Genomic DNA, 22,418 nt, shown 5'->3' with positions numbered 1-22,418 from the left:
GCTGTTTTAAAGTTTTAGACCAAAGAGTGCATTTATGAAGTTTGTCCTTGCTTTGAGCATTATGTCCAGCTTAATGCTCAGTGCTTGCACTGCCGATCAAAAGCCATCTGTAGAAGTCAAAGCCACTGATTATGCTGTGACTGATGTGGCAAGTTTGCAACAAAAGATTGATGCCTTAAATACTCAATTGGCATCTGATTATCAGCAATTGAAGCAACAGCAAAATATCGCATTTTCAGATCAATCACCTTTAGATGTCACGAATTTGAGTACCTTGCATTTGCATGCGGTGAGTGCAACCTCGCTTAAACCTGTGAAAGAAGAATACTGTCAGCTCATGAATGCTTATTTTAATGAGCTTTATCGCGTTGGGCATTTTAATTTACAGTGGTTAGATCAAATACAATTAAAGCATCAATCTCAGACAGCATTAGCACCACACTTTGCCAATGCAGATGCTTTTTATGCATTTGCTTTAACTGACTACAGTAGCTATAAGCAAGCACAGCAAATTATGGGCTTTGGTTGCAATTTAAGAGCTGCTTTAAGTCCAAACGCATAATGATAAAGCGCAATAAAAAAAAGACCATATTGATGGTCTTTTTTTCATGAAGCGTATTAACAGCCTGTGAGTTTTTCAGGTTGCGGACGTTCACCAGGGAAAAAGATTGGACGTAGTTTTACACCAATACCATTACCAATAAAAGCAAAGATCAGCCATAACCAACCATGTAAACTGCCCGATGCAATACCACTGAAGTACGCACCAATGTTACAGCCGTATGCTAAGCGTGCACCATAGCCCAACATTAAACCACCAATTACTGCAGCAGCAAGTGAGCGCTTTGGAATATTAAAGTTAGGAGCGAATTTACCCGCAAGGCTAGCTGCCAATAATGCACCAATCATAATGCCAAAGTTCATCATAGAGGTAATATCAAACCACAATGATTCGGCTAAGGCTTTTGCATTGGCAGGTTGTTGCCAGTAGTTCCATGACGCAACATCAATGCCCATAACACTTGCAGATTTGGCAGCCCACACTGCAAGTGCAGAGGTCACACCCCAAGGACGACCTGCAAGCGCCAAGGTTGCAAAGTTGAGGAGGGTTAAAATAATACCGCCCCAAATTAATGGCCATGGGCCACGAATAAAACGCTTCCAGCCATGGTTTTGGCTTACAGGTTCAAGCTCTAAACTACCGTGACGTTTCTTTTCAAAATACACTGTTGCAACAGCAATGAGTGCAAATAATACAAAGTTGATGAAGAGAGCAGGGGCAACACCTAAGCTGGTCACAATAGAAATTGGAGCTAAATGCGGCAGGTTAAACCACCAATCAATATGCGAGGTTGCAATCAGTGAGCCTGTGCAGAAGAAGATCAGCGTCACAATCATGCGCATACTGCCTGAGCCGACAGTATAAAGCGTACCTGATGCACAGCCACCACCCAATTGCATGCCAATACCAAAGATAAAAGCACCAATCATGACAGACATAGAAACAGGGTTTACATTACCTTTGACTGGCGTGCCAAATAACTCACCCGCACCTAAAGCAGGGAAAAAGAGCAACACGGCTAAAGACAACATGATCATTTGTGCACGTAAACCACGGCCACGACGTTCTTTAATAAATACACGCCAGCTCGAAGTAAAGCCAAATGAAGCATGGTAAAGCGTCATACCAAGCGCGCCACCAATAAGGAAAAGGAGGGCTTGTTTAACGCCAACCACTTGATAGGCACCGATCGTACCTAAAATTAAAAGAATAAAAGACACCCAAACCGATACATTTGATCGATTTGCAGGTGCAGCAATAACAGACATAGGAGATTAAATTAAAAATAAAAAATCAGGGCTATTGTATAAAAGTTAACAGCCCTCAAGGGACAATATATATAAATATACTATGTGTATATTTGAATTATTATATTAGTAAAAATTATATGTAAGAAATGCTATAGCGGTGTGACATTAAAGAGAGAACCAATCCAGCTGGAGAAAAGCATGGCAATAATGCCCCAAATACATACGCGCATACTGCCTTTAAGTAGCGATGTACCCGCAGCATAGCTTGAAAGTGCACCCAGTAAAGCCAATGAAACTACACCTACAACCATGACTGTTTGAGCGACATATTGCTCCGAGCTTAGCAAAATAGACAACATGGGAAATAAAGCCCCAATTGAAAATGCCAAAGCTGATGAGCCTGCAGCCAATAAAGGTTTAGCTGCCGTATTATCGTTAATACCAATTTCGTCACGCGCATGCGCTTCTAAAGCATTCTGAGCAGTAAGTTGCACGGCAACATCATGCGCCAGCTCTGGTGTTAAGCCACGAGCAATATAAATGTGAGTAAGTTCTTTGAGCTCTAGCTCTGGATTACGTTGTAATTCACGATGCTCCATAGCAAGGTCAGCTTTTTCAATGTCTTCTTGAGATTTCACTGAAATATATTCGCCTGCAGCCATAGAGGTCGCACCCGAAATTAGACCCGCAATACAGGTAATGAGCAAAGTTTGTGTGGAAGCGCCACTGGCTGCCATGCCCATAATTAAGCTTGTCACAGAAATAATGCCGTCATTTGCGCCCAATACAGACGCACGTAACCAGCCTGTACGTTGCATATAATGTTGTTCTATATGATGAGACGAAGGCATAACACATGCTCCCTTAAGTTAAATATTGTTCTGTTAAGGAGTATAGCCTGTGTGAGCAGATCGACAAAGTAAAATGGTCAATAGCAACAGGCCTTTGATTCCTTAGGGATAATGATGCTGTAAGAGCCGTGTAGTGATATTTTTGAAGACAAAACAAAGCCCTCATGTAGAGGGCTTTGTTGGATGCAATAAAATTATTGCTGTGCTTTTTCTTTAACGTCTGCAGCACCTTGTTCAACGGCACCAGCTGTTGCAGCAGTCGCATCTTTCGCTGCTTCTTTTGCATCATGTGCAGCGGCTTCAGCGTGATTTGCGGCATTGTTTGCAGCATCAGCTGTCGCAGTTGCTGCGTTGTCTACAGCAGTTGCAGTCGCAGTTGCTGCTTCTGATGTTGCATTGGCGATATCATGGCCAGCTTGGTCAGCGGCGTTTTCAAGGTGTTCACCCGTTGTAGCACCAGTTTCAGGAGCTTTGTCTTTGTTACAGCCAACAAGTGCAACAGTGGCAGCTAAACCTAGAGCAACTAATAATTTATTCATTGTACAGTTTCCTTTTTTTGTTATACCCGTAGCATGGGCTGAACATATATTAGCTGAAAGGCTGTTTATAAATCGATCAAAAATTGTTGATTAAGTGTAATTTTTACCAATATGCCTTTTAATATTTGAAATATTATTGCTGGCACAAATAATTTTCTTAACTTGGTATCAGCTCTTCAATTGAAGGTGCTAGAAGGTAGATAAATTCAGCGTCTTCATGGCGCCATAAGTAAATTTCTTCTCCCAATTGTGAGTCTTCATTAGCTCGCATTAACAAGTAATCACCATCGCCATTATGCGCAATTGCAACACTGTTTTCTGGGAAGTCTTCAATTTCTAGAGTGGATGTATGCTCTGCGACAAGATGTTCCATAGTACGCTTAATTCGTTTTACATCACTGGTGTCGTGAAAGGGGAAAAGCCACCATGCTTCAATATCGTCACCATCTTCATATTCGTCTTCATCAGATAAGCTGATCGCGAATTCGCCACCATTTTCAATTTACATTTTTGCTTTATATTTTTCAGGAAATTTAAATCCTAATAGTTCCTCGGCAGTGCTTATAAATTTGTATTCTACTGGAAATGGCTTGAAATTATTCTTTATATATTTTAGATACTTATTAATAAAAGTTGCGTAAATTTAAGTCAATAGTTGAGAGGGTTAAATTGACATATTAAAAATTGAACAATAAAAAAGCCTGCATGGCGCAGGCTTTTTTAACGAGAAATTTACAATTAAAGACCAGCAGCTACTTTAAGCGCTTCAGCTTTATCTGTTTTTTCCCAAGTAAATGCAGTATCAGAACCTTCACGACCAAAGTGGCCATAAGATGCAGTTTGTTGATACATTGGTTGAATCAAGTTCAACATACGTGTAATACCGTATGGACGCAAGTCGAAGTGTTCACGTACCAATGCAATAATCAAATCTTCAGATACTTTTGCAGTGTTGAATGTGTTGATAGAAATAGAAGTTGGCTCAGCAACACCAATGGCATAAGACACTTGGATTTCACATTTGTCTGCAAGACCAGCAGCCACAATGTTTTTAGCAACATAACGACCTGCGTATGCAGCAGAGCGGTCAACTTTAGATGGATCTTTACCAGAGAAAGCACCACCACCGTGACGAGCCATACCGCCGTAAGTATCTACAATAATTTTACGGCCAGTTAAACCACAGTCACCTACAGGGCCGCCAATCACGAACATGCCTGTTGGGTTGATGTGGAATTTAGTACCCGCATGGAACATGTCCGCTGGGATTACTTTTTTCACAATTTCTTCAATTACAGCTTCTTTTAGCTGTGCTTGAGTAATTGAAGGGTCATGCTGAGTAGAAAGCACAACAGCATCTAAGCGTACAGGCTTGCCATTTTCATAGGCAAAAGTTACTTGGCTTTTCGCATCTGGGCGTAACCAAGAAAGTGTACCTTGCTTACGTAACTCTGCTTGTTTTTCCATTAAGCGATGCGCGTATGAAATTGGCGCAGGCATTAATACATCTGTTTCACGGCTAGCATAGCCAAACATTAAACCTTGGTCACCAGCACCTTGATCTTCAGGTTTTTGGCGGTCTACACCTTGTGCAATTTCAGGTGATTGTTTACCAATCATATTGATGACAGCACAAGTTGAGCCATCGAAGCCAAGATCTGAATGATGGTAGCCGATACCATTTACAGTGTTGCGGACAATCGCTTCAAAGTCGACGTTTGCAGTCGTTGTGATTTCACCAGCAAGTACGACCGCACCAGTTTTTACAAGCGTTTCACAAGCGACCCGCGCATAAGGGTCTTCTTTTAAGATCGCATCCAAAATAGCATCACTGATTTGGTCAGCCATTTTATCTGGATGGCCTTCGCTTACAGATTCCGAGGTAAATACAGCGTACTCGCGCATAAGTCCTATCACAGTTAATTTAAAAGACGCAATATGTTACATCGACTTCAGTCTTAGGACTAGCGCATGTCGACCAAAATGAATGAATTTATTTCAATTTATTGGTGTTTTATTTGATATGGTCATTAAAAAAAGTGATAACGCTATCTTTATTAGATGTAAGTGGCTGAAATTTTATACGTTCAGTCATGTAAAGTGCTGACTATAATTCAAGGTTTTTTTGGCCTTTAAGACTTTCAGAGGCTGATTTGTTGCTGTGCTAATGTGTTTAAGTTGTTTCAAAACAAGAGGATGTAATCATATTTTGTAATTGGATGAGTGTAATGTTGTTAAGTTTTTCTATGAAAATTCATTTTTGAATTATAAACATGAATAAAATTCATCTTTTGATTAAGATATTGTATTTTAAGTATTTGTTTTGATTTTTTTGTGGCGTTTACCAGAGTGCAACTGAAGATTCATGTCATCTTAAATATATTTTTGCAGTTTTAGATGCAAAACATATATCGCAAGATTATAAAAATATAGAAAATTTTAAGGCGGTATGTGCTGGATAATTGTGCAAAAAATGATTTCATTACGAATTAATAGCGAAAACTCGGGCTTGAGGCTTTACCCCTTAGCTATTTTTTAAGACAATATACACAGTTTTGAATTTCTATTCACTTTTCTAGTTTCTTTTAGATTTATTTGGACGCTGACCTATGACGACCCCACTTAATGAACGTCGAGTTGCAAACGCAATTCGTGTATTGGCAATGGATGCTGTGCAAAAAGCGAATTCAGGCCATCCAGGCGCGCCAATGGGGATGGCAGATATTGCTGACGTTGTATGGCGTGAGTTTTTAAATCACAATCCTAGCAACCCACAATGGGCTAACCGTGACCGTTTTGTATTGTCTAATGGCCATGGTTCTATGCTTCAGTATGCTTTATTGCATTTGACTGGCTATGATCTTTCAATTGATGACTTAAAAGCATTCCGTCAATTGCACTCTAAAACTCCGGGTCACCCAGAGCTTGGTTATGCACCTGGTATTGAAACAACGACTGGTCCACTTGGCCAAGGTATTGCCAATGCTGTAGGTTTTGCTTTAGCTGAAAAAACTTTAGCTGCGCAATTTAACAAAGATGACATCGCTGTTGTAGATCACTTCACTTACTGTTTCTTGGGTGATGGTTGCTTAATGGAAGGTGTTTCTCACGAAGCATGTTCATTGGCTGGTACTTTAGGTCTAGGTAAACTTGTTGCTTACTATGATGACAACGGCATCTCAATTGATGGCGAAGTAGAAGGCTGGTTCTCTGACGATACAGAGCAACGCTTCTTGGCTTACGGCTGGCAAGTGCTTAAAGTTGATGGTCATGATGCAGATGCGCTTCGTGCAGCAACTTTGGAAGCGAAAGCTGAAACTAAAAAACCAACCATCATTATTTGTAAAACAGTGATTGGTTTAGGTTCTCCAAACAAACAAGGTAAAGAAGATTGCCACGGTGCGCCGCTTGGTAATGACGAAATCGCGTTAACACGTGAAGCTTTAGGTTGGACAGAAGGTCCATTTGAAATTCCTGCTGACGTATATGCAGCTTGGGATGCTAAAGCAAAAGGTTCTGCTTCTGAGTCTGCTTGGAATGAAACATTTGTTGCTTATGCTGCGAAATACCCAACAGAAGCTGCAGAACTTAAACGCCGTCTATCTGGTGATCTTCCTGCTGACTTTGCAGCACAAGCGGATGCTTACATTGCAGAAGTGAATGCTAAAGCAGAAACGATTGCTACACGTAAAGCAAGCCAAAATGCGATCCAAGCATTTGCACCATTACTTCCTGAAATTTTAGGTGGTTCTGCAGATTTAGCAGGCTCTAACCTTACACTTTGGAAAGGCGCTCAAGGCGTTCAAGACAATCCAGCAGGTAACTACGTACACTACGGCGTACGTGAATTTGGTATGACTGCGATTGCTAACGGTGTTGCGCTTCATGGTGGCTTCGTTCCTTACGTAGCTACATTCTTAATGTTTATGGAATATGCGCGTAATGCAGTACGTATGTCTGCATTAATGAAGCAACGTGTGATCCATGTATACACACATGACTCAATTGGTCTTGGTGAAGATGGTCCTACACATCAACCTGTAGAGCAAATTGCATCTTTACGTGGTACGCCTAACCTCAACACATGGCGCCCATGTGACACTGTAGAAGCTTCTATTTCTTGGAAATCTGCATTGTTACGTAGTGAAGGCCCAACAGCGTTAATTTTCTCTCGTCAAAATTTACCATTCCAAACACGTACAGCGGATCAAATTGCTGACGTGGCTAAAGGTGGTTATATCCTTGCGAAGGAAAAAGGCGAACTTAAAGCAATTATTATTGCAACTGGTTCAGAAGTATCATTGGCAATGGAAGCATACGCACAGCTCGAAGGTGTACGTGTAGTATCTATGCCATGTGCTGAAGAGTTTGTGAAGCAAGATGTAGCTTACCGTGAAGCAGTTCTTCCAGTAGCGATTCGTGCTCGTGTTGCTGTAGAAGCAGCACATGTTGACTACTGGTGGAAATTTGTTGGTCTAGATGGTCGCGTAATTGGTATGACAACTTACGGTGAATCTGCACCTGCAAAAGACTTGTACAAACACTTCGGTATCACTACTGATGCTGTTGTTGCGGCAGTTAAAGAAATCACTGCTTAATACCTGTTATTAAACAGTCTTTAAAAGACGCTCTCAATTGAGAGCGTCTTTTATTTTTGAACTTTACAGCAGGGCTGATTACATTGCTGTCAAAAGTTTACCCATACATAGGCAAAACGAAGAAGTGAGATAGAGATGAGTTTATATGAGCAAATCAGTGATGAGATCACTTTAATGGATGCAGGTGAGCAGAAATGGATTGGTCAAGACCTTCCATTAGAAGCCATGGTTGCAGTTGAGCTGTTGTTACAGGATATGGCTGAAGAAAAAATTATTAAGGTACGTCGTAAAAATCATGAAAAAACCACAGGTTTAAAACAGATTGATCGCATCTTGATTGAAAAGCTTTAAGTTTTGAATGCGGTGCTAAAAAAGCTTTGTTCTTTTAAGGAGAATAAAGCTTTTTTTATGTGCATATTTTGTTTATAAAAAACATAGAGCATTCAAAAGAGTAGATCGTGAGTACATTCAATATTCAGGTATTATCGTCGGCGGGCATTCAATATTCAGATTGGTTGCAACTTTGGCAAGGCTATCAACAATTTTATCAAGTACAGTTGACTGAGGAGCTCAGCCTAAATACTTGGCAGAAGTTAACTGATCCGAAGCAAGAACACATCTATGGCTTTGTGGCTTATTTAGACCATGAAGCAGTGGGCTTGGTGCATGTGATTGAACATGACAGCTGTTGGACCATACAACCCTATGCGTATTTACAAGATCTATTTGTGTTGAATGAGCAACGCGGTCAGGGAATTGCTAAAGCTTTGATTGAGCAGGTACATGCTTATACAAAGCAAAGACAATGTGATCGTGTGTATTGGTTAACCCATCAAGACAATGACGTTGCACAAAAGCTTTATGATCAGATTGCACGCAAAACAGGGTTTATTCAATATCGATTAAATTGAGTGGCCAGCTAAAAATGATTTTTAGTCTGACCATTTATCTACAGGGTGAATATCTTTAAATCGCACCAAACATTCATTTAATGTGGCTTAGATGTCGATGTGGATTTTATTCGCTTTTAGATTTTTCTGAAACTTTAAAGTTTTTTGCAGGATCGGCATCTTGTTGGATGGTCCATTCACCAGCAACACGGAAGGAAGATGCAGAAGAATAAGTGTCTTCCATGAATTGGAAATAAGTAATCAGGCCATCTTTGACAATTGCTTTAATTGAAAATGGTGAGGTGAAGGTGCGTTTTGCATATACGGATGTGCAGGTAAACTGCCCAAATACTGCCACTGTTTCACCTTCAGCGAGCATGTCGGTAATTTGAAAATCATCAATTTGCCAATAAGTCCCTAAATTTGCAAAAGTATAAATATAAACATCACGGCCTTGGTAAGAGCCAGCCCAAGGTTCAATTTGTTTTAGTTCAGGGTTACTAAAATTTAAAGAAACATAATCGGCATCTTCAGCGACCAGCTGTGCTGTTGCATCGGCTACCAGTTCTTTTGATGTGTTAAGTAAAAAGGCTAAAACGACATCTTTGGGTTGTTTTGTGCTTAAGGCTTTTTTAATTGCTTGTAAATTTTCTGACATAGGAAATCAACTTTATTTATTCAGGTAGTGAAATTATTTTAGTCATTATAGATAAGCAAAAAAGGGGCGATTGCAAGCAACAGTATCCTAAAATTAGGAAAATAAATGCTAAATATTTATTACTTATAAAGATTGTTGCATTTTTTTTAATTTGAAGTGTTTGAAAATGGTAAATCTGTGTTTTAGCTCAATGTGGCTATAGTCAAACAATAGCGCCAGCGGAATGCTGAAAATAGTCAATTTTTACAAATGTATCGTTCTAAACATGCAACAAAACGTTTTATCTTTAACAGTGTATTTTTAGCAGAACTGTATAAACTGATTTGTATTCTTAAGTGAGATAAAAACATGAACATCAAAGCATTAACAGTAGGTTTAGCACTTGCATCTGTTGCAACTTTTTCTATGGCGAAGCCTGTAGCATATCAAATTGATCCAACACATACGGCAACTGTATTTAATTGGAATCACTTTGGTTTTTCTACACCATCTGCAAACTTTAGTGATATTCAAGGTACGATTAACGTAGATAATGCAAAACCTGCAAATTCATCTGTAGATGTAACTATTCCATTGTCTAGCTTAAATACTAACGTGAAAGCTTTGGATGAACATTTAAAAACAGCGGATTTCTTTAATGCTGAAAAATATCCAAACATCACTTTTAAAAGTACGAAAGTACAAGCTTTAGGTAAAAACAAATACAAAATTACAGGTAACTTAACTGTTAAAGATGTGACTAAGCCTGTAGTGCTGGACGCTGTGTTAAATAAACAAGGCGTGCATCCTATGACAAAAGCTGAATCTATTGGTTTTAACGCAACTACTTCATTTAATCGCTCTGCCTTTGGTGTGGGTGCATACGTACCAAATGTAGGTGATCAAATTACTGTAAATATTACAACTGAAGCATCGGTAAAGAATTAATGCATTAAGATACAATAACTTGCTATGTTTTTATTAAAACGTAGCAAGTTGTTTTGTCTCCAACATCAGCACTTAAATGTGATAATTTAATTCAAATCATCAATAAAATTGGTATTATAAATACAATTCTGCACCAAATCTGCACCAAGAAAATGAAAATCCCAAAACCCATTCTGCGCGGTTCAAGCTGGCGAATCACAGTTACATATCAAAAGCAAAGATATTCAGCCACAAAAGATTCAGCGAAGGAATGTGAAGACTGGGCAACGCTGAAGTTACTTGAACTAAAAACAGGTCGTGCTAATTTAGAGAAAGGAATTAAGCCAAGTTTTCCATTTAAGCAATTATGCGAAAAATATTATGCTGAACGTGGTAGCAAGTTAAAGTCAGCTCATGTCATTCGAAACAAGCTGAATAATATAGATCGGATACTTGGAGACCTAGCGACAAAATCAATTCATGATTTTCAGCCTAACGATATTGCTCGTTGGCGAAATAATCGCGTTTTAGAAGTCAAGAGTAGTACTGCACTTCGTGAATTTGCTATGTTTTCTTCAATTTTTAGCTATGCTCAAAAAGAACTATTCATAATTGAAAACAATGTGTGGTCGACTGTAACCAAGCCTAATAAGGGTAAATCTAGAAATCAAAGAATTTACCCTGAGCAACAAGAGTGTCTTGTTAATGGTTTTAAGTGGGATACCACAACCACACCTGTGCGTGTTATGCACTATGTTTCGTGGTCAATGTTATTCGCCCTGGAGACAGCTATGCGCAAGGGTGAAATATTGGCAATGAGGAGGGCAGATATTAAGGATGGATTTGTACATCTCCCTATGACGAAAAATGGTGAATCCAGAAATGTACCATTATCTGTAGAGGCAAAAAGGCTTTTAGCTTTAATTCCTGACAATCAAGATGTCATTGTGCCAGTCAAAGAAAAGTCTTTTAGGCGGACGTTTTATCGTGTTCGCGGTGAAGTAGGATTGGACGAAATTAACTTTCATGACACCAGGCATGAAGCAATCACAAGAATGGTTAAATTTAGAAAACTCCCTGTTGAAATCTTGGCGAAAATAACAGGGCATAAGACAATTAGTATCTTGATCAATACGTACTACAACCCAGATGCACAGGATCTAGTAGAAATGTTTAATAGCACCGAGAGTTAATTAATTCTCGGTCTACCACGTTTATTTTTTTGGGTAAGTAGTGTGTGGGCGAACTTGGGATTGTAGAGCGACTTTCCGCCTGTACCTTGGTTTATGCTCACTAGCTTTGCTCGAATTGTACTAACGCTAAGATTATATTTCTCAGCTAATTGAGCAGCAGAAACCAACTCGATTTCTACCTCTTTTAATTCCTTAACAATCCCGCCTCCAATATTTTGACCAAGCATCACCTGAGGTGGAGTATCGCACTCAACTTTAATTAAGTATGAGGCCATTTAAGACACCTCCCTTAAACTTTTAACAATTTTATAAGGCAAATCATTTTCAGTAATTTTTTCACATACTAATTTATAAATTGCCTGCACTAATTCGGCGGAAAGCTCAGTAGTAAACCCAACATTTGAAACTGCATGCGATGTAAGCTCTTCTCGGAACTCTTCTAAAAGTTCGATTTCAGCAGGGGATAGGTCAGTCATTGGCTGGCTCCTCATCCAATTCACTTAAAGCATCATTTGGATCTGTTGCTGTTAATTCTATTTGAGCAAGGCATGCTAAATGCCACATGCTTTGCTCTGTTGGGTGTGTTGATTCATACAGATTTCCGTGTTGTGACCTAACGTGCGCATAACCAAGGTGCAGGTAAAATGCCTCAGCAAGATCATGGGTTTGATCAACAATTTGTTTTGCTGTTCTAGTCATTACCTTGCTCCTGTGCTTCGATCATGGTAGTTTCCAATACGGCTTTAGCGCCCAACTTAACCCCGTGATAAAACCCCTTATTCAAAGCATCTTTAAAATCTTTGGACTTGCCATCCCAGCCATAAATAACTTGGCACTCCTTAAAAAGGCCGAGTCCTTGGTTGTGTACTATGGCATCAGGGTGAACCTTTTTAACCAAAACAAATCCTTCAGGCACCGCTTGGGCTTTAGCATCCCATGCAGCACACCACGTCAACCAAGCCTCATGCCTTGGACTTGTAGGAGGATAGCGATGCCCAGTTAAGAGTTCATGTCTATCAAGTCGGCGTTTTAAGTCCTCATAGTCGCAATTACAATCGCGGGCATGAAACTTTTCAAAAGCTACTTGTTTCTGAATATCCATCACGCCACCTTTCTTCAAATTTTTAATAAGCACTTCTAAAATCTGCTCGCCGATCCGTTGGATCAATGGCATCGTGACTGAATTACCAGCTTGCATATACAAGTGACTATCTGCAATTTCAGGCATTTTAAATACATCCATTGAGTAGCCCTGAAACGCAAAGCACTCTTTTGGGGTCAGTTTGCGTATACCATAAGTATCACGGATTAATGGCACGTTATGACCGCCTGCACCCATATTTGCTGTTAAAGTCGGGCAAACATTACTTTTATTTTCGCGCACGTACTTTCTACGCCATTGAAAAACGGTATCCGTAGACTGTATTGCAGCATCTAAAGCTGGGTAATATTTGTGATCAGGTTGATAGTAATACTTTTGATCTACCTGCTCGGTTTCTAAAAAATCATGAATCGTCTTCGTTAATGGAATTACTTCAGGAAACTGAAACTCGGCATGATTAGGAACAAGTGCTTCATTAAACGCCACTATAAAAATACGTTCACGATTTTGAGGCACATTGGCATGCGTCATACTATTCAGAACTTGAAAATAAACGGCATAACCTATTTCTTTTAAAGTGTTTTTAATCACTTCAAAAGTGTTTCCTTTATCGTGAGAAACTAAATTTTTAACATTCTCTAAAAAAATAACATGAGGCTGGTGCTTTTTTGCGATATCCACAATATCAAAAAATAAGGTCCCGCGGGTTTCATTAAATCCCTTTTGATTGCCTGCAATGGAAAATGCTTGGCAGGGGAATCCACCACATAAAATGTCAAATTTTTCAGGAATTTTAGCTTTGGTTTCGTCTAAAGTGATGTCACCTTCAGGATATTCACCATAATTTTGAAAATATGTTTCTTTTGCATGTTGGTTCCACTCGCTTGAAAAAACACAGTGGCCATCGAGGTTTTCTAGCGCCATACGAAAACCACCAACGCCCGCAAACAAATCTATAAATTCGAATTTCACTAGGCCACCTCAACTTCACGTTTATTGCGGGCAAACAATGCGTATGCATCATCTTCACCAAAATGAATGTCAATTAAGAAGAAACCATTTGGTGCAATTGGATTCCATTTTGAAATGTCGCATGTATCCATCATAGCTTCCCAATCATCACTATTTACATGGCCTTCCATCCAAAAAGTCACAGTATCAATATTGAAATGACGCTTTAATTCATCCCAATCTTTTTGATCGATCCATTCAGCACCATCAAATTTTTCAGCTAAATATTTTGAGTATTCAGGATGTGTCCAGGTGCCCATTTCGTCGCGAATAATTTCAGCAGGTTCTAATTGTTTAGCTTCCATCACACCACCTTTATTTCTTCGTCAAGAAAAATTCAATGTATGCACTTAGCGAAAAGCAAAATACGCAAATAACACATAGAACAGCATTTGTTGTTGCAGGCTTATCAGCGTCAATAGCAAAAGCCGCACATACCCCAACCAACATAATCCAAAAAATCATTTCTATATTCCTTAAACTGGCCGCACCTAGTACGGCCATATCTGAATTAACCGAAAAGTTCCGATTCGCGTTTTTGTGCCGCCAAATTTAAGCGCTGTTTATCTTTATCTGACTGTTCTTCGAACTGTGGATCTGTATAGACAGCATTAATATCATCCTGATTTTTAGCAGACTCTATCTGCTTGATTGCACTATCAGTCCAAGTCAGATCAGGTACACCAGCGAACATATCTTGCTGATCCTCTAGGAACTTCTTGCGTAGCTGGTAAACATTGAGAACATCATTTAAATGATCTATTGTCATGTTTGGTTTGCTATCTCGGATCGTCTGCGCAATATCTGTCAACGCTTCAACTGTTTGTGCGCTTTCGATTGAGATCTTCAAACCGTTGGCAGTGCCTTTGCTTTTAATTTCATTGACTGCTGGCACTTGTACTTCTTGCTGAGCTGGCTGTTCCGCTGGCGTAAACTTTTGCTTGTCCTGCTGATATGCATCTTTTAAATAAGCCAAATGAGGTTCGGTTAAAATATCGTTAATAATGAATTGTTCATGAATTTCATTAAGCTCAGCAGCGCTTTGAGCTTTATTCATTTTCAGAATGTACTGCTTTTTTACGTCTGCAGATGTTGGTTTTTTGACTTGTACTTCTACAGTTGGTGGCGCTTGTTCAGCTACTGGTTCAGCTTTTTTTGCAGAAACAGTCTTTTCTGCTACATCATTTGATGTTGAATTTTGGTCATTTGCAGTAGCGCTTTTAACAACATTTTTCTGAATGTTTGCCAATGTTGTTGGTTCTTCTTGTGGCGCAGGCTCAGGCGTAACATCGATCATTGACTCAACTTCTTCATCTTGACTACGTAAACCCATAAGAAGATCAGGGGCATAGATACGGCCGAAGAATGATGCGGCACGGTAACGAAGCATTTGCTCAGGCATAGACTGCCATTTGCTTCCGTTCTTTTGATACCAACCTTCCTTAACTGCCATTTCCATAGTGATAGGAGTTGATTCAAGTCGTTCACCAGTAGCTTTTTCAATAACCCATGCAACGCATTTATAGTTTTTTACACGTGCAGTCTGGTTAGATTCAACTGGTTCTTTTTTACGTGTGTCTTTGTTAAAAATCCAATCAGTTACAGCATAAGGAATTTCAATTTCTTCATCGCCACCAGTGATGTCAAAACGTAAAGGGCTATAACGGCCACTGCTATTGATAGCCGCAATAATGAATTGGCTTGACCAGCTTGGACGACCATCAACTAAGTATAGATTTTGCATGATCATCATTGGATCTGCGCCTAAACGCTGTGCCATATTCAATGCGATGATGCAGTTAGACACACCATTCGGGTTATGTTCAGGCGTGTATAGCCATTTTTTAGCCTGCTGGTCATAACGGTCTTTAACCATGATTGTATTGCGGAATGCTTCGGGAATAATTGTACTATTTGCAAGACTCTCAGCCATGTGTGACATAGCTTGGAACCCACGATAAGTATTAAAGCTTGCTTCAACATCATCTGGTTTACGTTGAGTACGAAGTTGTTCAGTTGTCATTACTTGTGAAGTCATGGATATAATCCTTATATTTTGAAAATTAATTACTTACGAAATTTGCATGTAGAGAAAGCAGGGCAGAATTTTTCACTGCATAGCATTGATTTTGAGTTACCAAAGAACACGCCATTTTTTATGACTTTAGCGGCGTATTGGAGTAGCCCTGGTTCTTCCTCAGTGCCAAGTAAAACCTGAGCAGGAGATTCAATTTCACCAATGCCCACATGCTGACCTTTATCTGTTTTTGCCGTGGTTAGGCCATAAATTCGGGATGGGGCAGTTACTGGCTCTTGGAGTGCATGAGAGGCTAAAACTGTATAAATTCCCATTTGTGGGGTATGGCCAGAAGTTTTGACAACGCCATCATTTCCTACTGAGTTTTTACCTGTCTTAATGTCACCAATACCAAGCTCACCAGCTTCATTTTCATAAATTCGGTCAATAGTTCCAGTAAGCTCAATGCCTAGATCGGCAAGAATTAAGGACTCACAACGAACTTCAACACCGATAAATTTTTGAGTTGGTGCAATCTGAGTGATGTACTTTTGCATCAATGATTGGCCGATAGATTCAGCGCTGTTCTGATCCAAGTCAGTCCAATCAACTTCCTCATTCGGCTGCCAAATTTGGTGATGCAGAATTTCTTCACATTCTTCGGTTGAAACATCGTTACCGATTAGATTTTGATAATCCCATTGAGTAACCGCTTCATGAATCGCTGTACCGAGTCGAGTGCGCGCACCAGCTGGATTGCGCTTATTTAAAAGGTTCTTTGCTTCCCAGCGTGCAGGGCAGTCAAATAAATCACTTAAAGATGAAGCCCGTACTGAAACGATATTTTTTCGAGGTGTGACAAATGCGTTCATAAACTCAACCTCCAAATAGGCCAACTAGAACGAATGTAACGATCAACCAAAGCACAAGTGCAGTCGCAATGAAGATTGCAAAGTCTTTAGCATTAGCCCAAATAATTTCCCAGCGTGAAGTCTGCATTTCGGAAGCAGTAGGGTGTTGATATAGAACAGGCTTTGTATTGCTTTCGTTCTTTGTGAAAGCTGGCGTGTTGCTATGTGATGCGGTTTCTTTCATACTTATCTCGCTCTTTGAGTAAGCCTGCCAGTTGTCGAGACCGTTGCAGGCTTTTTTGTGGATACGAGATTTAGTTTATCAAAGGAAACTTTTAAGTCAACATAAAGTTTATTAAAGGAAACAAAATGTTTTTAACTAGGAAACTTTGTCATTTGATGGGCAAAATAAAACCCATCAACTTGATGGGTTTAGTTTCCTGTTTTATTTGTTTATTTAGTTAAATCTTCCCTAATACTCCATTTATTGGAATTGGGATTGAGTTCAGGATCTAGAATTGCGAGAACATGTCCGACTGCTTGTATATTTAGAATGTTAGTCTCCGTGGTACTTGTGAACCCCCAATAGACAATATTACCTAAATGTATTTTTTCAGATTTTTTATCGTTGAAACCAGTGACTATTTTAGTCCCATCTGAATCAGCCAATTCAATTAAAAATTGTTTTCCAGAATTGTCTTCAATTACATCCCGAACAATACCGAAACTCATAATACCTTGAAAAAAAGTAGCTTTGTTTGTTAAGCAGGCATGTTCAAAAGCTGATTGATTATTTTTAAAATGAATGTTCTTAGCTTCAGGCTTCTTTTTGTATTTAGCCAACACCCTAGCCACCAAAAAGAAAATAATAGCAGTACATATACTTACTAAAATAGATTCCATATCTTCCTCAATATTACCAACTTTCCAAACTAGATATTTGCCAAACCCAGCCGATAATCTCCAACTGTTGATCAATGACATCTTGTGCGCTTAAATGAATTTCAGGATATTCAACAGAATTATCTGAAACTATACGAATACCACCTAAAGGTAAGTTATATAAGCGTTTACAGTAAAATAGACCACCAAAACAAATAGCAAAAATTTTGCCATCTTTAATATTTTTTCTACCTAAATCAACATGGATTGTATCGCCATCTTTAATTGTAGGGTTCATAGAATCACCCATAGCCGTTGCTGCAACAGCATTTTCTTTTGTTATTGATAGATTTCGTAAAGTTGCTTTCGACATTCTTAGTTTGCGTGTTTCGTTTGCAATAGCTTCACTAATTAAGCCACCACCGCAAGCAAATGAAAAATCCTTAAAGAAGGGGATTTCAACTTCATCATCATCTAGTGGCGTATTGCTATCCCATGGTTCCACTTGTGTTAATTCGATAACAGAGTTTCCAGTCAAAAGCCAGTTTTCTGTGGTTTTTAAAACCTTTGAAAGTGCGGGCATAAATTCAGATCTAGGCACATTTGTTCCTGAAACCCACTTCGATACAGCCCCCTTGGTTGCACCAGTGGCCTCCATCAAATCAACTTGCTTGAGCTTTAGATCAGTCATTCTTTGAATTATTCGATCTCTAATTGAACTCATAAAAAAACACTCCGATGAATGTTTCCTATAGTAAACAAACGCATTGAAGAATGCGGAAACTTATGGTTTACTAATGGAAACTATTGGTTTATTGAGGTAAACATGACTGTTGATGATTTAAAGAACCATTTCGGTGTTGATAAAGATATTCAGCTTACTAAAACGGTTTTAGCGGTTACTCGCGGAACAATCAGCAAGTGGAGACACCGTGGCATTCCTTTGGATACACAGGCTCGTATTCAGATTTTGACGAAAAACAAGCTAAAAGCGGACTTGGGGTAATCCTATGTCAGAAAAACTTACTGAAAGCATCACCTTTAAATGTACGTATGAAGAAAAGCGGGATTTAGAAGCAATTGCTAAGTCAGACAACAAAACTTTATCTGAGCACGTTAGAAGTCTTGGCATATCGAATATCTCTGAAGTTCGGGAACGTATAAATCATCTCGCATCATTCATGCGTATGACCACAGATACCGTGGACACGCAAATTTTTGAATTGACGGCTGAACCACTGCAAAAAAGAACAGGCACAAAAAAGGCCCAGTTGCGCGAACAACTGAGCCTTTCTGCCGTTCATACCGAAATATAAACGAGGTAATTAACCAATGCCGAATTTAGCACATGCACTTTCCCAAACTCAAGGCGAAATAGTGCATTTTCCAAAAACAGGACAGAACGCAATGTCTAAAAAGGAAGAAGGGTTTACTCGACTACCTAATGTCTTGATTGACACACAGATCATGGCTGAATTGAACGACAAAGCGTTTAAGTGCCTGATGTTCATTATTCGTCAAACATTAGGTTTTGATCGTGAATCACATACGATCTCTATCACACAGTTTCAAAAGCATTGTGGGATAAAAAAAGAGGAGACAGTTGCTAGAGCAATTGCCGAATTAGAAGACACAAAGTTAATAAAAGTTGATCGCAAAAAAGGTTGCTTAAATAAGTATCTTCTAACTCTCAACCAGTACCACCAAACGGTAGTACCCCCATTAAAAGGGGGTAGCACCATTGAGGGGGGGGAGAGTACCACCCATGAACAGGGGGGGAGTACCCCTGTTGAGCAGGGGACTAATAAAGAAAACCTTAAAGAAAATTTAAATAAAGAAAAAAAGACCCTTCTTGTGGATAACTCTGAAAACGAAATGTTTGATGATTCTGTCAAATACCACGAGGGCGATAAAAAGCAGTACAGCCTAAGGGAACTAGCAAACGTCTACACAGTTCAAACCGATCTTGCTGAACAAGCAAAACGGATCGATCCAAAACTAGATGATGCAAAAATTCTGAGCGAGTTAAAAAACTTTGCCCAGTGGTCTACAAGCAGAGAAAAAACCACAGCGCAAGGCTGGATGAATTACTGGATCTACCGCATTCAAAAACTTGTAGCGCCTAAGGCTAAATCTCAAAAAACAACCAAAGCGAAAAGCAAAAGCTTGTCAGACGCTCAGATTAATTACTTCGTTTCAGAGCTTTGTAACTACAGCACATTCGCTTCTCTGTACTCAAACGTAGGCGAAACACAGAAGTCTTTTGAGGCTCGTATCAGCGCAAATCTCAGAAAACCTGAGTACGCAAAAACATACGGTCCATATCTAGCAGAGCTTGGCTTTGTAGTTGATCTAGGGCCAGAGCTATGAAAAACCAAATCAAACCCGACGATGCATCACACATTGAAACCGATGGCACGTATTGGAAAAACGAACAGGGTATTTGGATGTGGTGGCGTACTGGCTGGGGGTGGTGTCACTTCGTTGGGGTAGTAAACAAAAGACTATTGGATAAATTCACACCATTGTGAGGGTAAACATGACAAAACAACTGCGATGGAGTCAGCAACAGCTAGATGCACACCTAAAAGCACACAGAAATAGGGCAGAAAGCTCGCGTATGCGTCTTAAGGATGAAAATCAAGCAAAGGTAAGGAAAGCAAATAAAAGCGCTGTAAACGTCAATAAAGACTATTTGGAGCCATGCATACAAAATCAGGTTTTAAGCTGTGAAATTGCTACAACACCGCCAAGTGTAAATCACTATTGGGAACGTGCAGGCAAAGGGATGCGATTAAGCGACAAAGCAAGACAGTTTCACGCCGTAATTCGCATATTAATTCCTGCGCTAAGACTAACTTCAAGATTAAAAATGGAAGTGACTTTTCATTTTCCAACACATCAAAAGCGCGACATAGACAATCACTTGAAAGCAACGATCGACAGCTTAGTGAAATGCGGTTTTTGTGAAGACGATGAGCAATTTGATGAGCTACTTGTGAAGCGTGGAAACGTGATCAAAGGTGGTTTGATTCGATTAAAAGTTTGGGAGATGTGAGATGGTTGAAACGGTTGATTCTACAGTTTATGCACAGTCTCCTCGCGCGCGCGCGCGTTTCATTAATCAACGGACGAAGAGGAAGGTTAAAGAATTTCTTGTAAAGCAACGCGGTTATAAGCGTCCAGACTTCAATCGAATGATCTTGGATCTGTGTGCACACTGCGGTTGGACGCATGAAAAGATCGCAGATGTGTTGCCAGTTGCAAATGCTTCAACCGTGTCCGAATGGGCGCGGGGAGGAAAGCCGAACTTTGAGAACGGCGAGGCTTTCATTGAACTTTGGAAGATGGAAACAGGTATCGATATTGTGCCACGTGAAGGCGAATGGATGACCTACAAATACACTGTAGGCCAGCTGGACATATTCGATGATGGTGGGTTGTGTGATCAAGTTATAAGTGAGTTGGAAGCGGCATCAAAAAAGCCCTTGGGGTAAGGGCTCTATTATTGGATTATTTTTTATCTAGTCTTGGATGTTGATCAACATAAAGCTCATATCTATCATCCATTAGTTTTGCATCATAAATTTTAACATTGGTTTTATTTGTTTTATTAAACAATGAAATTGAGTCTTTTAATAATTTATATTTATTAGTAGATCTAAACTTAGTTCCTGTGATTACACTTGATAAAATAGAAGGATTGTATTTGATCAATAGGGAGTCATTCTCATCTCCAAATGCTCGGTATTCATTTTCATAGAACCAACAGTCAGATTTTCTCAGTAGAGCTTTTTCGATAATATCGTAGTTGATATTGCTTTTATTAGATTCACTAAAATTTTTTAGTTGAGTAAGGCTCATTTGAATAATGGGGAATGTATTGTTATATGAGACAGGAATGGGGCATAACTTTTCAGAAAAATCTTTAGAGATTTTAAACTCCAGCATTAAACCTTTATGGTGATCTGCATAATGAGACCACATCAATATATTTAATGGATTAGAATTAAAGCAGGTTATTGGAACTTTCTTTCGTAGAGTATGTATTTCTTGATTTAGTAATAATGTGTGCATTTCTTTAAATTTTTTAATAATAAATTTCCTTGAAAGTTGCCATTCTGCATTGTTCACTGATTTACCAGTTATACTTTCAAATTCATCTTTTGTTAGATTATCTAAATTTGATAACTCCAATTTGAATAAACAATCATAAGGGTCATTAAAGTTACAAGCGTAATTATACTTTAATTCAGTATTTTTAAAGATTCCGAATACTAAGTTATCAGCATCAATAGATATATGCTTATAAAAATAAAAGTATTTATCATCCTGAATAATATGGTCTGCACTATATTTTTCTAGAAAAAATTCGGGAATATGTTCGTTATTCATAAATGCTTATATTGTAAAGTTCAAAACACGAGTACGTTATATTAACTTCTAATTTTACACAACAAACCGCAACACAACACCCCGCACATTAACCCTATCAACCAAAGATAGGGTTTTTTTATGGCTACCGCTCCGCGTCGCGCAACAAAAGTACCAGGTGCAACAACTCCTACAGAAACTACAACAGCTCAAAATGCAGAAGATGCCTTGGAAGCGATTTTAGGCACAGCAGAAACTCCTAATGCAGATGCTAAAGATCAAACGCAAACCGAAGCTGGTTTAGATCCAATGCCTGCAGAGACGGAAGAAAGTTCAAACACCTCCGAATATGCCCAATTAATTGCCAATCAACAGACCATCCTTGAAGGTCAAATTCGCATTGAAAACAAAATTGATCAACTACTTAAAGCTGGCGGTGTAGATACACCTAAAAAAATGCGCTGGGTTCAGGGTAAGCATGGTCTTGAATACAAGGAATCAAAATAATGTGTGGTGGATCTGTAGGGAAAGTAATTGGCTCTGTAACTGATGCTATTGGTCTTACAGATACTAAGGCGGCTAGCAAAGGTTATGACGCTCAGGCGGCAGAAGCACAGGCTAAGCGTGATGCTCAAACGGCAGCGAATGAGGAAACTCAAGCACGTAAAAAGCGTAAAGCATCAACAGTTTTATCTTCGGTAGACGATGATAAGAAAGGCACATTAGGTGGCTAA

At 39.3% G+C, this 22,418-nt stretch carries 31 protein-coding genes and 1 pseudogene; 14 read left to right on the top strand and 18 right to left on the bottom strand.

Going from position 1 to position 22,418, the window contains the following annotated elements; translation table 11 throughout:
* Nucleotides 1-34: 34 nt before the first annotated feature.
* Nucleotides 35-562: a hypothetical protein gene (locus HYG93_RS02510; protein WP_106985429.1), complete on the top strand. Its 528-nt coding sequence runs from the start codon at nucleotides 35-37 to the stop codon at nucleotides 560-562.
* 56 nt (nucleotides 563-618) lie between these two features.
* On the opposite strand, the gene HYG93_RS02505 is transcribed toward HYG93_RS02510, so the two are convergent.
* From HYG93_RS02505 to metK, 5 genes are all read right to left on the bottom strand, one after another.
* On the bottom strand, nucleotides 619-1,830 hold the full coding sequence (locus HYG93_RS02505; RefSeq protein ID WP_106985430.1) for a YeeE/YedE family protein: 1,212 nt from the start codon (nucleotides 1,828-1,830) through the stop codon (nucleotides 619-621).
* 131 nt (nucleotides 1,831-1,961) lie between these two features.
* Nucleotides 1,962-2,663 carry a VIT family protein gene (locus HYG93_RS02500; RefSeq protein WP_106985431.1) on the bottom strand — a complete coding sequence of 234 codons (702 nt, stop codon included), beginning with the start codon at nucleotides 2,661-2,663 and terminating at the stop codon, nucleotides 1,962-1,964.
* Nucleotides 2,664-2,857: 194 nt separating this feature from the next.
* Nucleotides 2,858-3,202: a hypothetical protein gene (locus HYG93_RS02495; RefSeq protein WP_106985432.1), complete on the bottom strand. Its 345-nt coding sequence runs from the start codon at nucleotides 3,200-3,202 to the stop codon at nucleotides 2,858-2,860.
* Nucleotides 3,203-3,359: 157 nt separating this feature from the next.
* Nucleotides 3,360-3,704 (bottom strand): SMI1/KNR4 family protein, encoded by a 345-nt coding sequence (locus HYG93_RS02490; protein ID WP_117006972.1) that lies wholly within the window; start codon nucleotides 3,702-3,704, stop codon nucleotides 3,360-3,362.
* 236 nt (nucleotides 3,705-3,940) lie between these two features.
* Nucleotides 3,941-5,107, bottom strand: coding sequence for a methionine adenosyltransferase (metK, locus tag HYG93_RS02485; RefSeq protein ID WP_120365306.1), 1,167 nt, complete (start codon nucleotides 5,105-5,107; stop codon nucleotides 3,941-3,943).
* 704 nt (nucleotides 5,108-5,811) lie between these two features.
* On the opposite strand from metK, the gene tkt reads away from it, so the two are divergent.
* The 3 genes from tkt (at nucleotide 5,812) to HYG93_RS02470 (ending at nucleotide 8,711) form a co-directional block, all read left to right on the top strand.
* Entirely contained in the window at nucleotides 5,812-7,800 is a 1,989-nt protein-coding gene (gene tkt / locus HYG93_RS02480) for a transketolase (protein WP_178961792.1), read from the top strand.
* A gap of 135 nt (nucleotides 7,801-7,935) precedes the next feature.
* Entirely contained in the window at nucleotides 7,936-8,151 is a 216-nt protein-coding gene (locus HYG93_RS02475; protein ID WP_106985436.1) for a hypothetical protein, read from the top strand.
* A gap of 107 nt (nucleotides 8,152-8,258) precedes the next feature.
* Nucleotides 8,259-8,711, top strand: coding sequence for a GNAT family N-acetyltransferase (locus tag HYG93_RS02470; RefSeq protein WP_178961790.1), 453 nt, complete (start codon nucleotides 8,259-8,261; stop codon nucleotides 8,709-8,711).
* Between the two features lie 106 nt (nucleotides 8,712-8,817).
* On the opposite strand, the gene HYG93_RS19285 is transcribed toward HYG93_RS02470, so the two are convergent.
* Nucleotides 8,818-9,348, bottom strand: a complete 531-nt coding sequence (locus tag HYG93_RS19285) for a nuclear transport factor 2 family protein (RefSeq protein WP_171356317.1) — start codon at nucleotides 9,346-9,348, stop codon at nucleotides 8,818-8,820.
* Nucleotides 9,349-9,696: 348 nt separating this feature from the next.
* Between HYG93_RS19285 and HYG93_RS02460 the strand changes: the two genes are divergently transcribed.
* Both HYG93_RS02460 and HYG93_RS02455 read left to right on the top strand, forming a co-directional pair.
* Nucleotides 9,697-10,275: a YceI family protein gene (locus tag HYG93_RS02460; protein ID WP_178961787.1), complete on the top strand. Its 579-nt coding sequence runs from the start codon at nucleotides 9,697-9,699 to the stop codon at nucleotides 10,273-10,275.
* Nucleotides 10,276-10,427: 152 nt separating this feature from the next.
* Nucleotides 10,428-11,447: a site-specific integrase gene (locus HYG93_RS02455; protein ID WP_120366824.1), complete on the top strand. Its 1,020-nt coding sequence runs from the start codon at nucleotides 10,428-10,430 to the stop codon at nucleotides 11,445-11,447.
* Here the strand turns inward: HYG93_RS02455 and HYG93_RS02450 are convergent.
* The 11 genes and pseudogenes from HYG93_RS02450 to HYG93_RS02405 form a co-directional block, all read right to left on the bottom strand.
* Nucleotides 11,444-11,722, bottom strand: a complete 279-nt coding sequence (locus tag HYG93_RS02450) for a DNA-binding protein (RefSeq protein WP_120366775.1) — start codon at nucleotides 11,720-11,722, stop codon at nucleotides 11,444-11,446. The genes HYG93_RS02455 and HYG93_RS02450 overlap by 4 nt on opposite strands.
* On the bottom strand, nucleotides 11,723-11,923 hold the full coding sequence (locus HYG93_RS02445; RefSeq protein ID WP_178961785.1) for a hypothetical protein: 201 nt from the start codon (nucleotides 11,921-11,923) through the stop codon (nucleotides 11,723-11,725).
* A complete protein-coding gene (locus tag HYG93_RS02440; RefSeq protein WP_178961784.1) occupies nucleotides 11,916-12,146 on the bottom strand; it encodes a hypothetical protein in 231 nt (76 codons plus the stop codon). The genes HYG93_RS02445 and HYG93_RS02440 overlap by 8 nt, the downstream gene beginning before the upstream one ends.
* Complete coding sequence (locus tag HYG93_RS19625; RefSeq protein WP_218646759.1) at nucleotides 12,139-12,549, bottom strand: hypothetical protein; 411 nt, start codon at nucleotides 12,547-12,549, stop codon at nucleotides 12,139-12,141. The genes HYG93_RS02440 and HYG93_RS19625 overlap by 8 nt, the downstream gene beginning before the upstream one ends.
* Nucleotides 12,550-12,597: 48 nt before the next feature.
* Nucleotides 12,598-13,521 (bottom strand): annotated as a pseudogene (gene dcm / locus HYG93_RS19280) (DNA (cytosine-5-)-methyltransferase); the annotation flags it as partial.
* A complete protein-coding gene (locus tag HYG93_RS02430) occupies nucleotides 13,521-13,865 on the bottom strand; it encodes a hypothetical protein (RefSeq protein ID WP_120365312.1) in 345 nt (114 codons plus the stop codon). The gene HYG93_RS02430 and the pseudogene dcm, both read right to left, overlap by 1 nt.
* Nucleotides 13,866-14,071: 206 nt before the next feature.
* Complete coding sequence (locus HYG93_RS02425) at nucleotides 14,072-15,598, bottom strand: recombinase RecT (RefSeq protein ID WP_178961782.1); 1,527 nt, start codon at nucleotides 15,596-15,598, stop codon at nucleotides 14,072-14,074.
* Nucleotides 15,599-15,627: 29 nt separating this feature from the next.
* Entirely contained in the window at nucleotides 15,628-16,449 is an 822-nt protein-coding gene (locus HYG93_RS02420; RefSeq protein ID WP_178961780.1) for a PD-(D/E)XK nuclease family protein, read from the bottom strand.
* A gap of 4 nt (nucleotides 16,450-16,453) precedes the next feature.
* Nucleotides 16,454-16,672 carry a hypothetical protein gene (locus tag HYG93_RS02415; RefSeq protein ID WP_120364150.1) on the bottom strand — a complete coding sequence of 73 codons (219 nt, stop codon included), beginning with the start codon at nucleotides 16,670-16,672 and terminating at the stop codon, nucleotides 16,454-16,456.
* 209 nt (nucleotides 16,673-16,881) lie between these two features.
* The gene (locus tag HYG93_RS02410; RefSeq protein ID WP_120366770.1) at nucleotides 16,882-17,331 is read right to left on the bottom strand and encodes a hypothetical protein; all 450 of its coding nucleotides are present in this window, start codon (nucleotides 17,329-17,331) and stop codon (nucleotides 16,882-16,884) included.
* A gap of 13 nt (nucleotides 17,332-17,344) precedes the next feature.
* Nucleotides 17,345-18,034: a helix-turn-helix transcriptional regulator gene (locus tag HYG93_RS02405; protein WP_178961778.1), complete on the bottom strand. Its 690-nt coding sequence runs from the start codon at nucleotides 18,032-18,034 to the stop codon at nucleotides 17,345-17,347.
* Between the two features lie 102 nt (nucleotides 18,035-18,136).
* Between HYG93_RS02405 and HYG93_RS02400 the strand changes: the two genes are divergently transcribed.
* The 6 genes from HYG93_RS02400 to HYG93_RS02375 are packed head-to-tail and all read left to right on the top strand — an operon-like array spanning nucleotide 18,137 to nucleotide 20,807.
* Nucleotides 18,137-18,316 carry a hypothetical protein gene (locus tag HYG93_RS02400; protein ID WP_120366823.1) on the top strand — a complete coding sequence of 60 codons (180 nt, stop codon included), beginning with the start codon at nucleotides 18,137-18,139 and terminating at the stop codon, nucleotides 18,314-18,316.
* Nucleotides 18,317-18,320: 4 nt separating this feature from the next.
* Nucleotides 18,321-18,626: a hypothetical protein gene (locus tag HYG93_RS02395; protein WP_178961776.1), complete on the top strand. Its 306-nt coding sequence runs from the start codon at nucleotides 18,321-18,323 to the stop codon at nucleotides 18,624-18,626.
* A 16-nt stretch (nucleotides 18,627-18,642) separates the two neighbouring features.
* On the top strand, nucleotides 18,643-19,680 hold the full coding sequence (locus tag HYG93_RS02390; protein WP_178961774.1) for a replication protein: 1,038 nt from the start codon (nucleotides 18,643-18,645) through the stop codon (nucleotides 19,678-19,680).
* The gene (locus HYG93_RS02385; protein ID WP_178961773.1) at nucleotides 19,677-19,841 is read left to right on the top strand and encodes a hypothetical protein; all 165 of its coding nucleotides are present in this window, start codon (nucleotides 19,677-19,679) and stop codon (nucleotides 19,839-19,841) included. Before HYG93_RS02390 ends, HYG93_RS02385 begins: the two co-directional genes overlap by 4 nt.
* An 8-nt stretch (nucleotides 19,842-19,849) precedes the next feature.
* Nucleotides 19,850-20,368 carry a RusA family crossover junction endodeoxyribonuclease gene (locus HYG93_RS02380; RefSeq protein ID WP_372658455.1) on the top strand — a complete coding sequence of 173 codons (519 nt, stop codon included), beginning with the start codon at nucleotides 19,850-19,852 and terminating at the stop codon, nucleotides 20,366-20,368.
* Between the two features lies 1 nt (nucleotide 20,369).
* Entirely contained in the window at nucleotides 20,370-20,807 is a 438-nt protein-coding gene (locus HYG93_RS02375) for a hypothetical protein (protein ID WP_178961771.1), read from the top strand.
* Between the two features lie 16 nt (nucleotides 20,808-20,823).
* Here the strand turns inward: HYG93_RS02375 and HYG93_RS02370 are convergent, their stop codons facing one another.
* Entirely contained in the window at nucleotides 20,824-21,705 is an 882-nt protein-coding gene (locus tag HYG93_RS02370) for a DUF2971 domain-containing protein (protein WP_178961769.1), read from the bottom strand.
* A 120-nt stretch (nucleotides 21,706-21,825) separates the two neighbouring features.
* On the opposite strand from HYG93_RS02370, the gene HYG93_RS02365 reads away from it, so the two are divergent.
* On the top strand, nucleotides 21,826-22,191 hold the full coding sequence (locus HYG93_RS02365) for a hypothetical protein (protein WP_178961767.1): 366 nt from the start codon (nucleotides 21,826-21,828) through the stop codon (nucleotides 22,189-22,191).
* Nucleotides 22,191-22,418 carry a hypothetical protein gene (locus HYG93_RS02360; protein ID WP_120364160.1) on the top strand — a complete coding sequence of 76 codons (228 nt, stop codon included), beginning with the start codon at nucleotides 22,191-22,193 and terminating at the stop codon, nucleotides 22,416-22,418. Before HYG93_RS02365 ends, HYG93_RS02360 begins: the two co-directional genes overlap by 1 nt.

The organism is Acinetobacter sp. SwsAc6, assembly GCF_013391565.1.
Lineage (GTDB): Bacteria > Pseudomonadota > Gammaproteobacteria > Pseudomonadales > Moraxellaceae > Acinetobacter > Acinetobacter cumulans.
Note: the sequence above shows the minus strand (reverse complement) of the source record. Positions and strands in the feature narration are given on the sequence as shown.

Coding starts and splice junctions, on each gene's coding strand:
- HYG93_RS02510 (WP_106985429.1), top strand. CDS start 35: ATGAAGTTTGTCCTTGCTTTGAGCATTATGTCCAGCTTAATGCTCAGT.
- HYG93_RS02505 (WP_106985430.1), bottom strand. CDS start 1,830: ATGTCTGTTATTGCTGCACCTGCAAATCGATCAAATGTATCGGTTTGG.
- HYG93_RS02500 (WP_106985431.1), bottom strand. CDS start 2,663: ATGCCTTCGTCTCATCATATAGAACAACATTATATGCAACGTACAGGC.
- HYG93_RS02495 (WP_106985432.1), bottom strand. CDS start 3,202: ATGAATAAATTATTAGTTGCTCTAGGTTTAGCTGCCACTGTTGCACTT.
- metK (WP_120365306.1), bottom strand. CDS start 5,107: ATGCGCGAGTACGCTGTATTTACCTCGGAATCTGTAAGCGAAGGCCAT.
- tkt (WP_178961792.1), top strand. CDS start 5,812: ATGACGACCCCACTTAATGAACGTCGAGTTGCAAACGCAATTCGTGTA.
- HYG93_RS02475 (WP_106985436.1), top strand. CDS start 7,936: ATGAGTTTATATGAGCAAATCAGTGATGAGATCACTTTAATGGATGCA.
- HYG93_RS19285 (WP_171356317.1), bottom strand. CDS start 9,348: ATGTCAGAAAATTTACAAGCAATTAAAAAAGCCTTAAGCACAAAACAA.
- HYG93_RS02460 (WP_178961787.1), top strand. CDS start 9,697: ATGAACATCAAAGCATTAACAGTAGGTTTAGCACTTGCATCTGTTGCA.
- HYG93_RS02455 (WP_120366824.1), top strand. CDS start 10,428: ATGAAAATCCCAAAACCCATTCTGCGCGGTTCAAGCTGGCGAATCACA.
- HYG93_RS02450 (WP_120366775.1), bottom strand. CDS start 11,722: ATGGCCTCATACTTAATTAAAGTTGAGTGCGATACTCCACCTCAGGTG.
- HYG93_RS02445 (WP_178961785.1), bottom strand. CDS start 11,923: ATGACTGACCTATCCCCTGCTGAAATCGAACTTTTAGAAGAGTTCCGA.
- HYG93_RS02440 (WP_178961784.1), bottom strand. CDS start 12,146: ATGACTAGAACAGCAAAACAAATTGTTGATCAAACCCATGATCTTGCT.
- HYG93_RS19625 (WP_218646759.1), bottom strand. CDS start 12,549: ATGGATATTCAGAAACAAGTAGCTTTTGAAAAGTTTCATGCCCGCGAT.
- HYG93_RS02430 (WP_120365312.1), bottom strand. CDS start 13,865: ATGGAAGCTAAACAATTAGAACCTGCTGAAATTATTCGCGACGAAATG.
- HYG93_RS02425 (WP_178961782.1), bottom strand. CDS start 15,598: ATGACTTCACAAGTAATGACAACTGAACAACTTCGTACTCAACGTAAA.
- HYG93_RS02420 (WP_178961780.1), bottom strand. CDS start 16,449: ATGAACGCATTTGTCACACCTCGAAAAAATATCGTTTCAGTACGGGCT.
- HYG93_RS02415 (WP_120364150.1), bottom strand. CDS start 16,672: ATGAAAGAAACCGCATCACATAGCAACACGCCAGCTTTCACAAAGAAC.
- HYG93_RS02410 (WP_120366770.1), bottom strand. CDS start 17,331: ATGGAATCTATTTTAGTAAGTATATGTACTGCTATTATTTTCTTTTTG.
- HYG93_RS02405 (WP_178961778.1), bottom strand. CDS start 18,034: ATGAGTTCAATTAGAGATCGAATAATTCAAAGAATGACTGATCTAAAG.
- HYG93_RS02400 (WP_120366823.1), top strand. CDS start 18,137: ATGACTGTTGATGATTTAAAGAACCATTTCGGTGTTGATAAAGATATT.
- HYG93_RS02395 (WP_178961776.1), top strand. CDS start 18,321: ATGTCAGAAAAACTTACTGAAAGCATCACCTTTAAATGTACGTATGAA.
- HYG93_RS02390 (WP_178961774.1), top strand. CDS start 18,643: ATGCCGAATTTAGCACATGCACTTTCCCAAACTCAAGGCGAAATAGTG.
- HYG93_RS02385 (WP_178961773.1), top strand. CDS start 19,677: ATGAAAAACCAAATCAAACCCGACGATGCATCACACATTGAAACCGAT.
- HYG93_RS02380 (WP_372658455.1), top strand. CDS start 19,850: ATGACAAAACAACTGCGATGGAGTCAGCAACAGCTAGATGCACACCTA.
- HYG93_RS02375 (WP_178961771.1), top strand. CDS start 20,370: ATGGTTGAAACGGTTGATTCTACAGTTTATGCACAGTCTCCTCGCGCG.
- HYG93_RS02370 (WP_178961769.1), bottom strand. CDS start 21,705: ATGAATAACGAACATATTCCCGAATTTTTTCTAGAAAAATATAGTGCA.
- HYG93_RS02365 (WP_178961767.1), top strand. CDS start 21,826: ATGGCTACCGCTCCGCGTCGCGCAACAAAAGTACCAGGTGCAACAACT.
- HYG93_RS02360 (WP_120364160.1), top strand. CDS start 22,191: ATGTGTGGTGGATCTGTAGGGAAAGTAATTGGCTCTGTAACTGATGCT.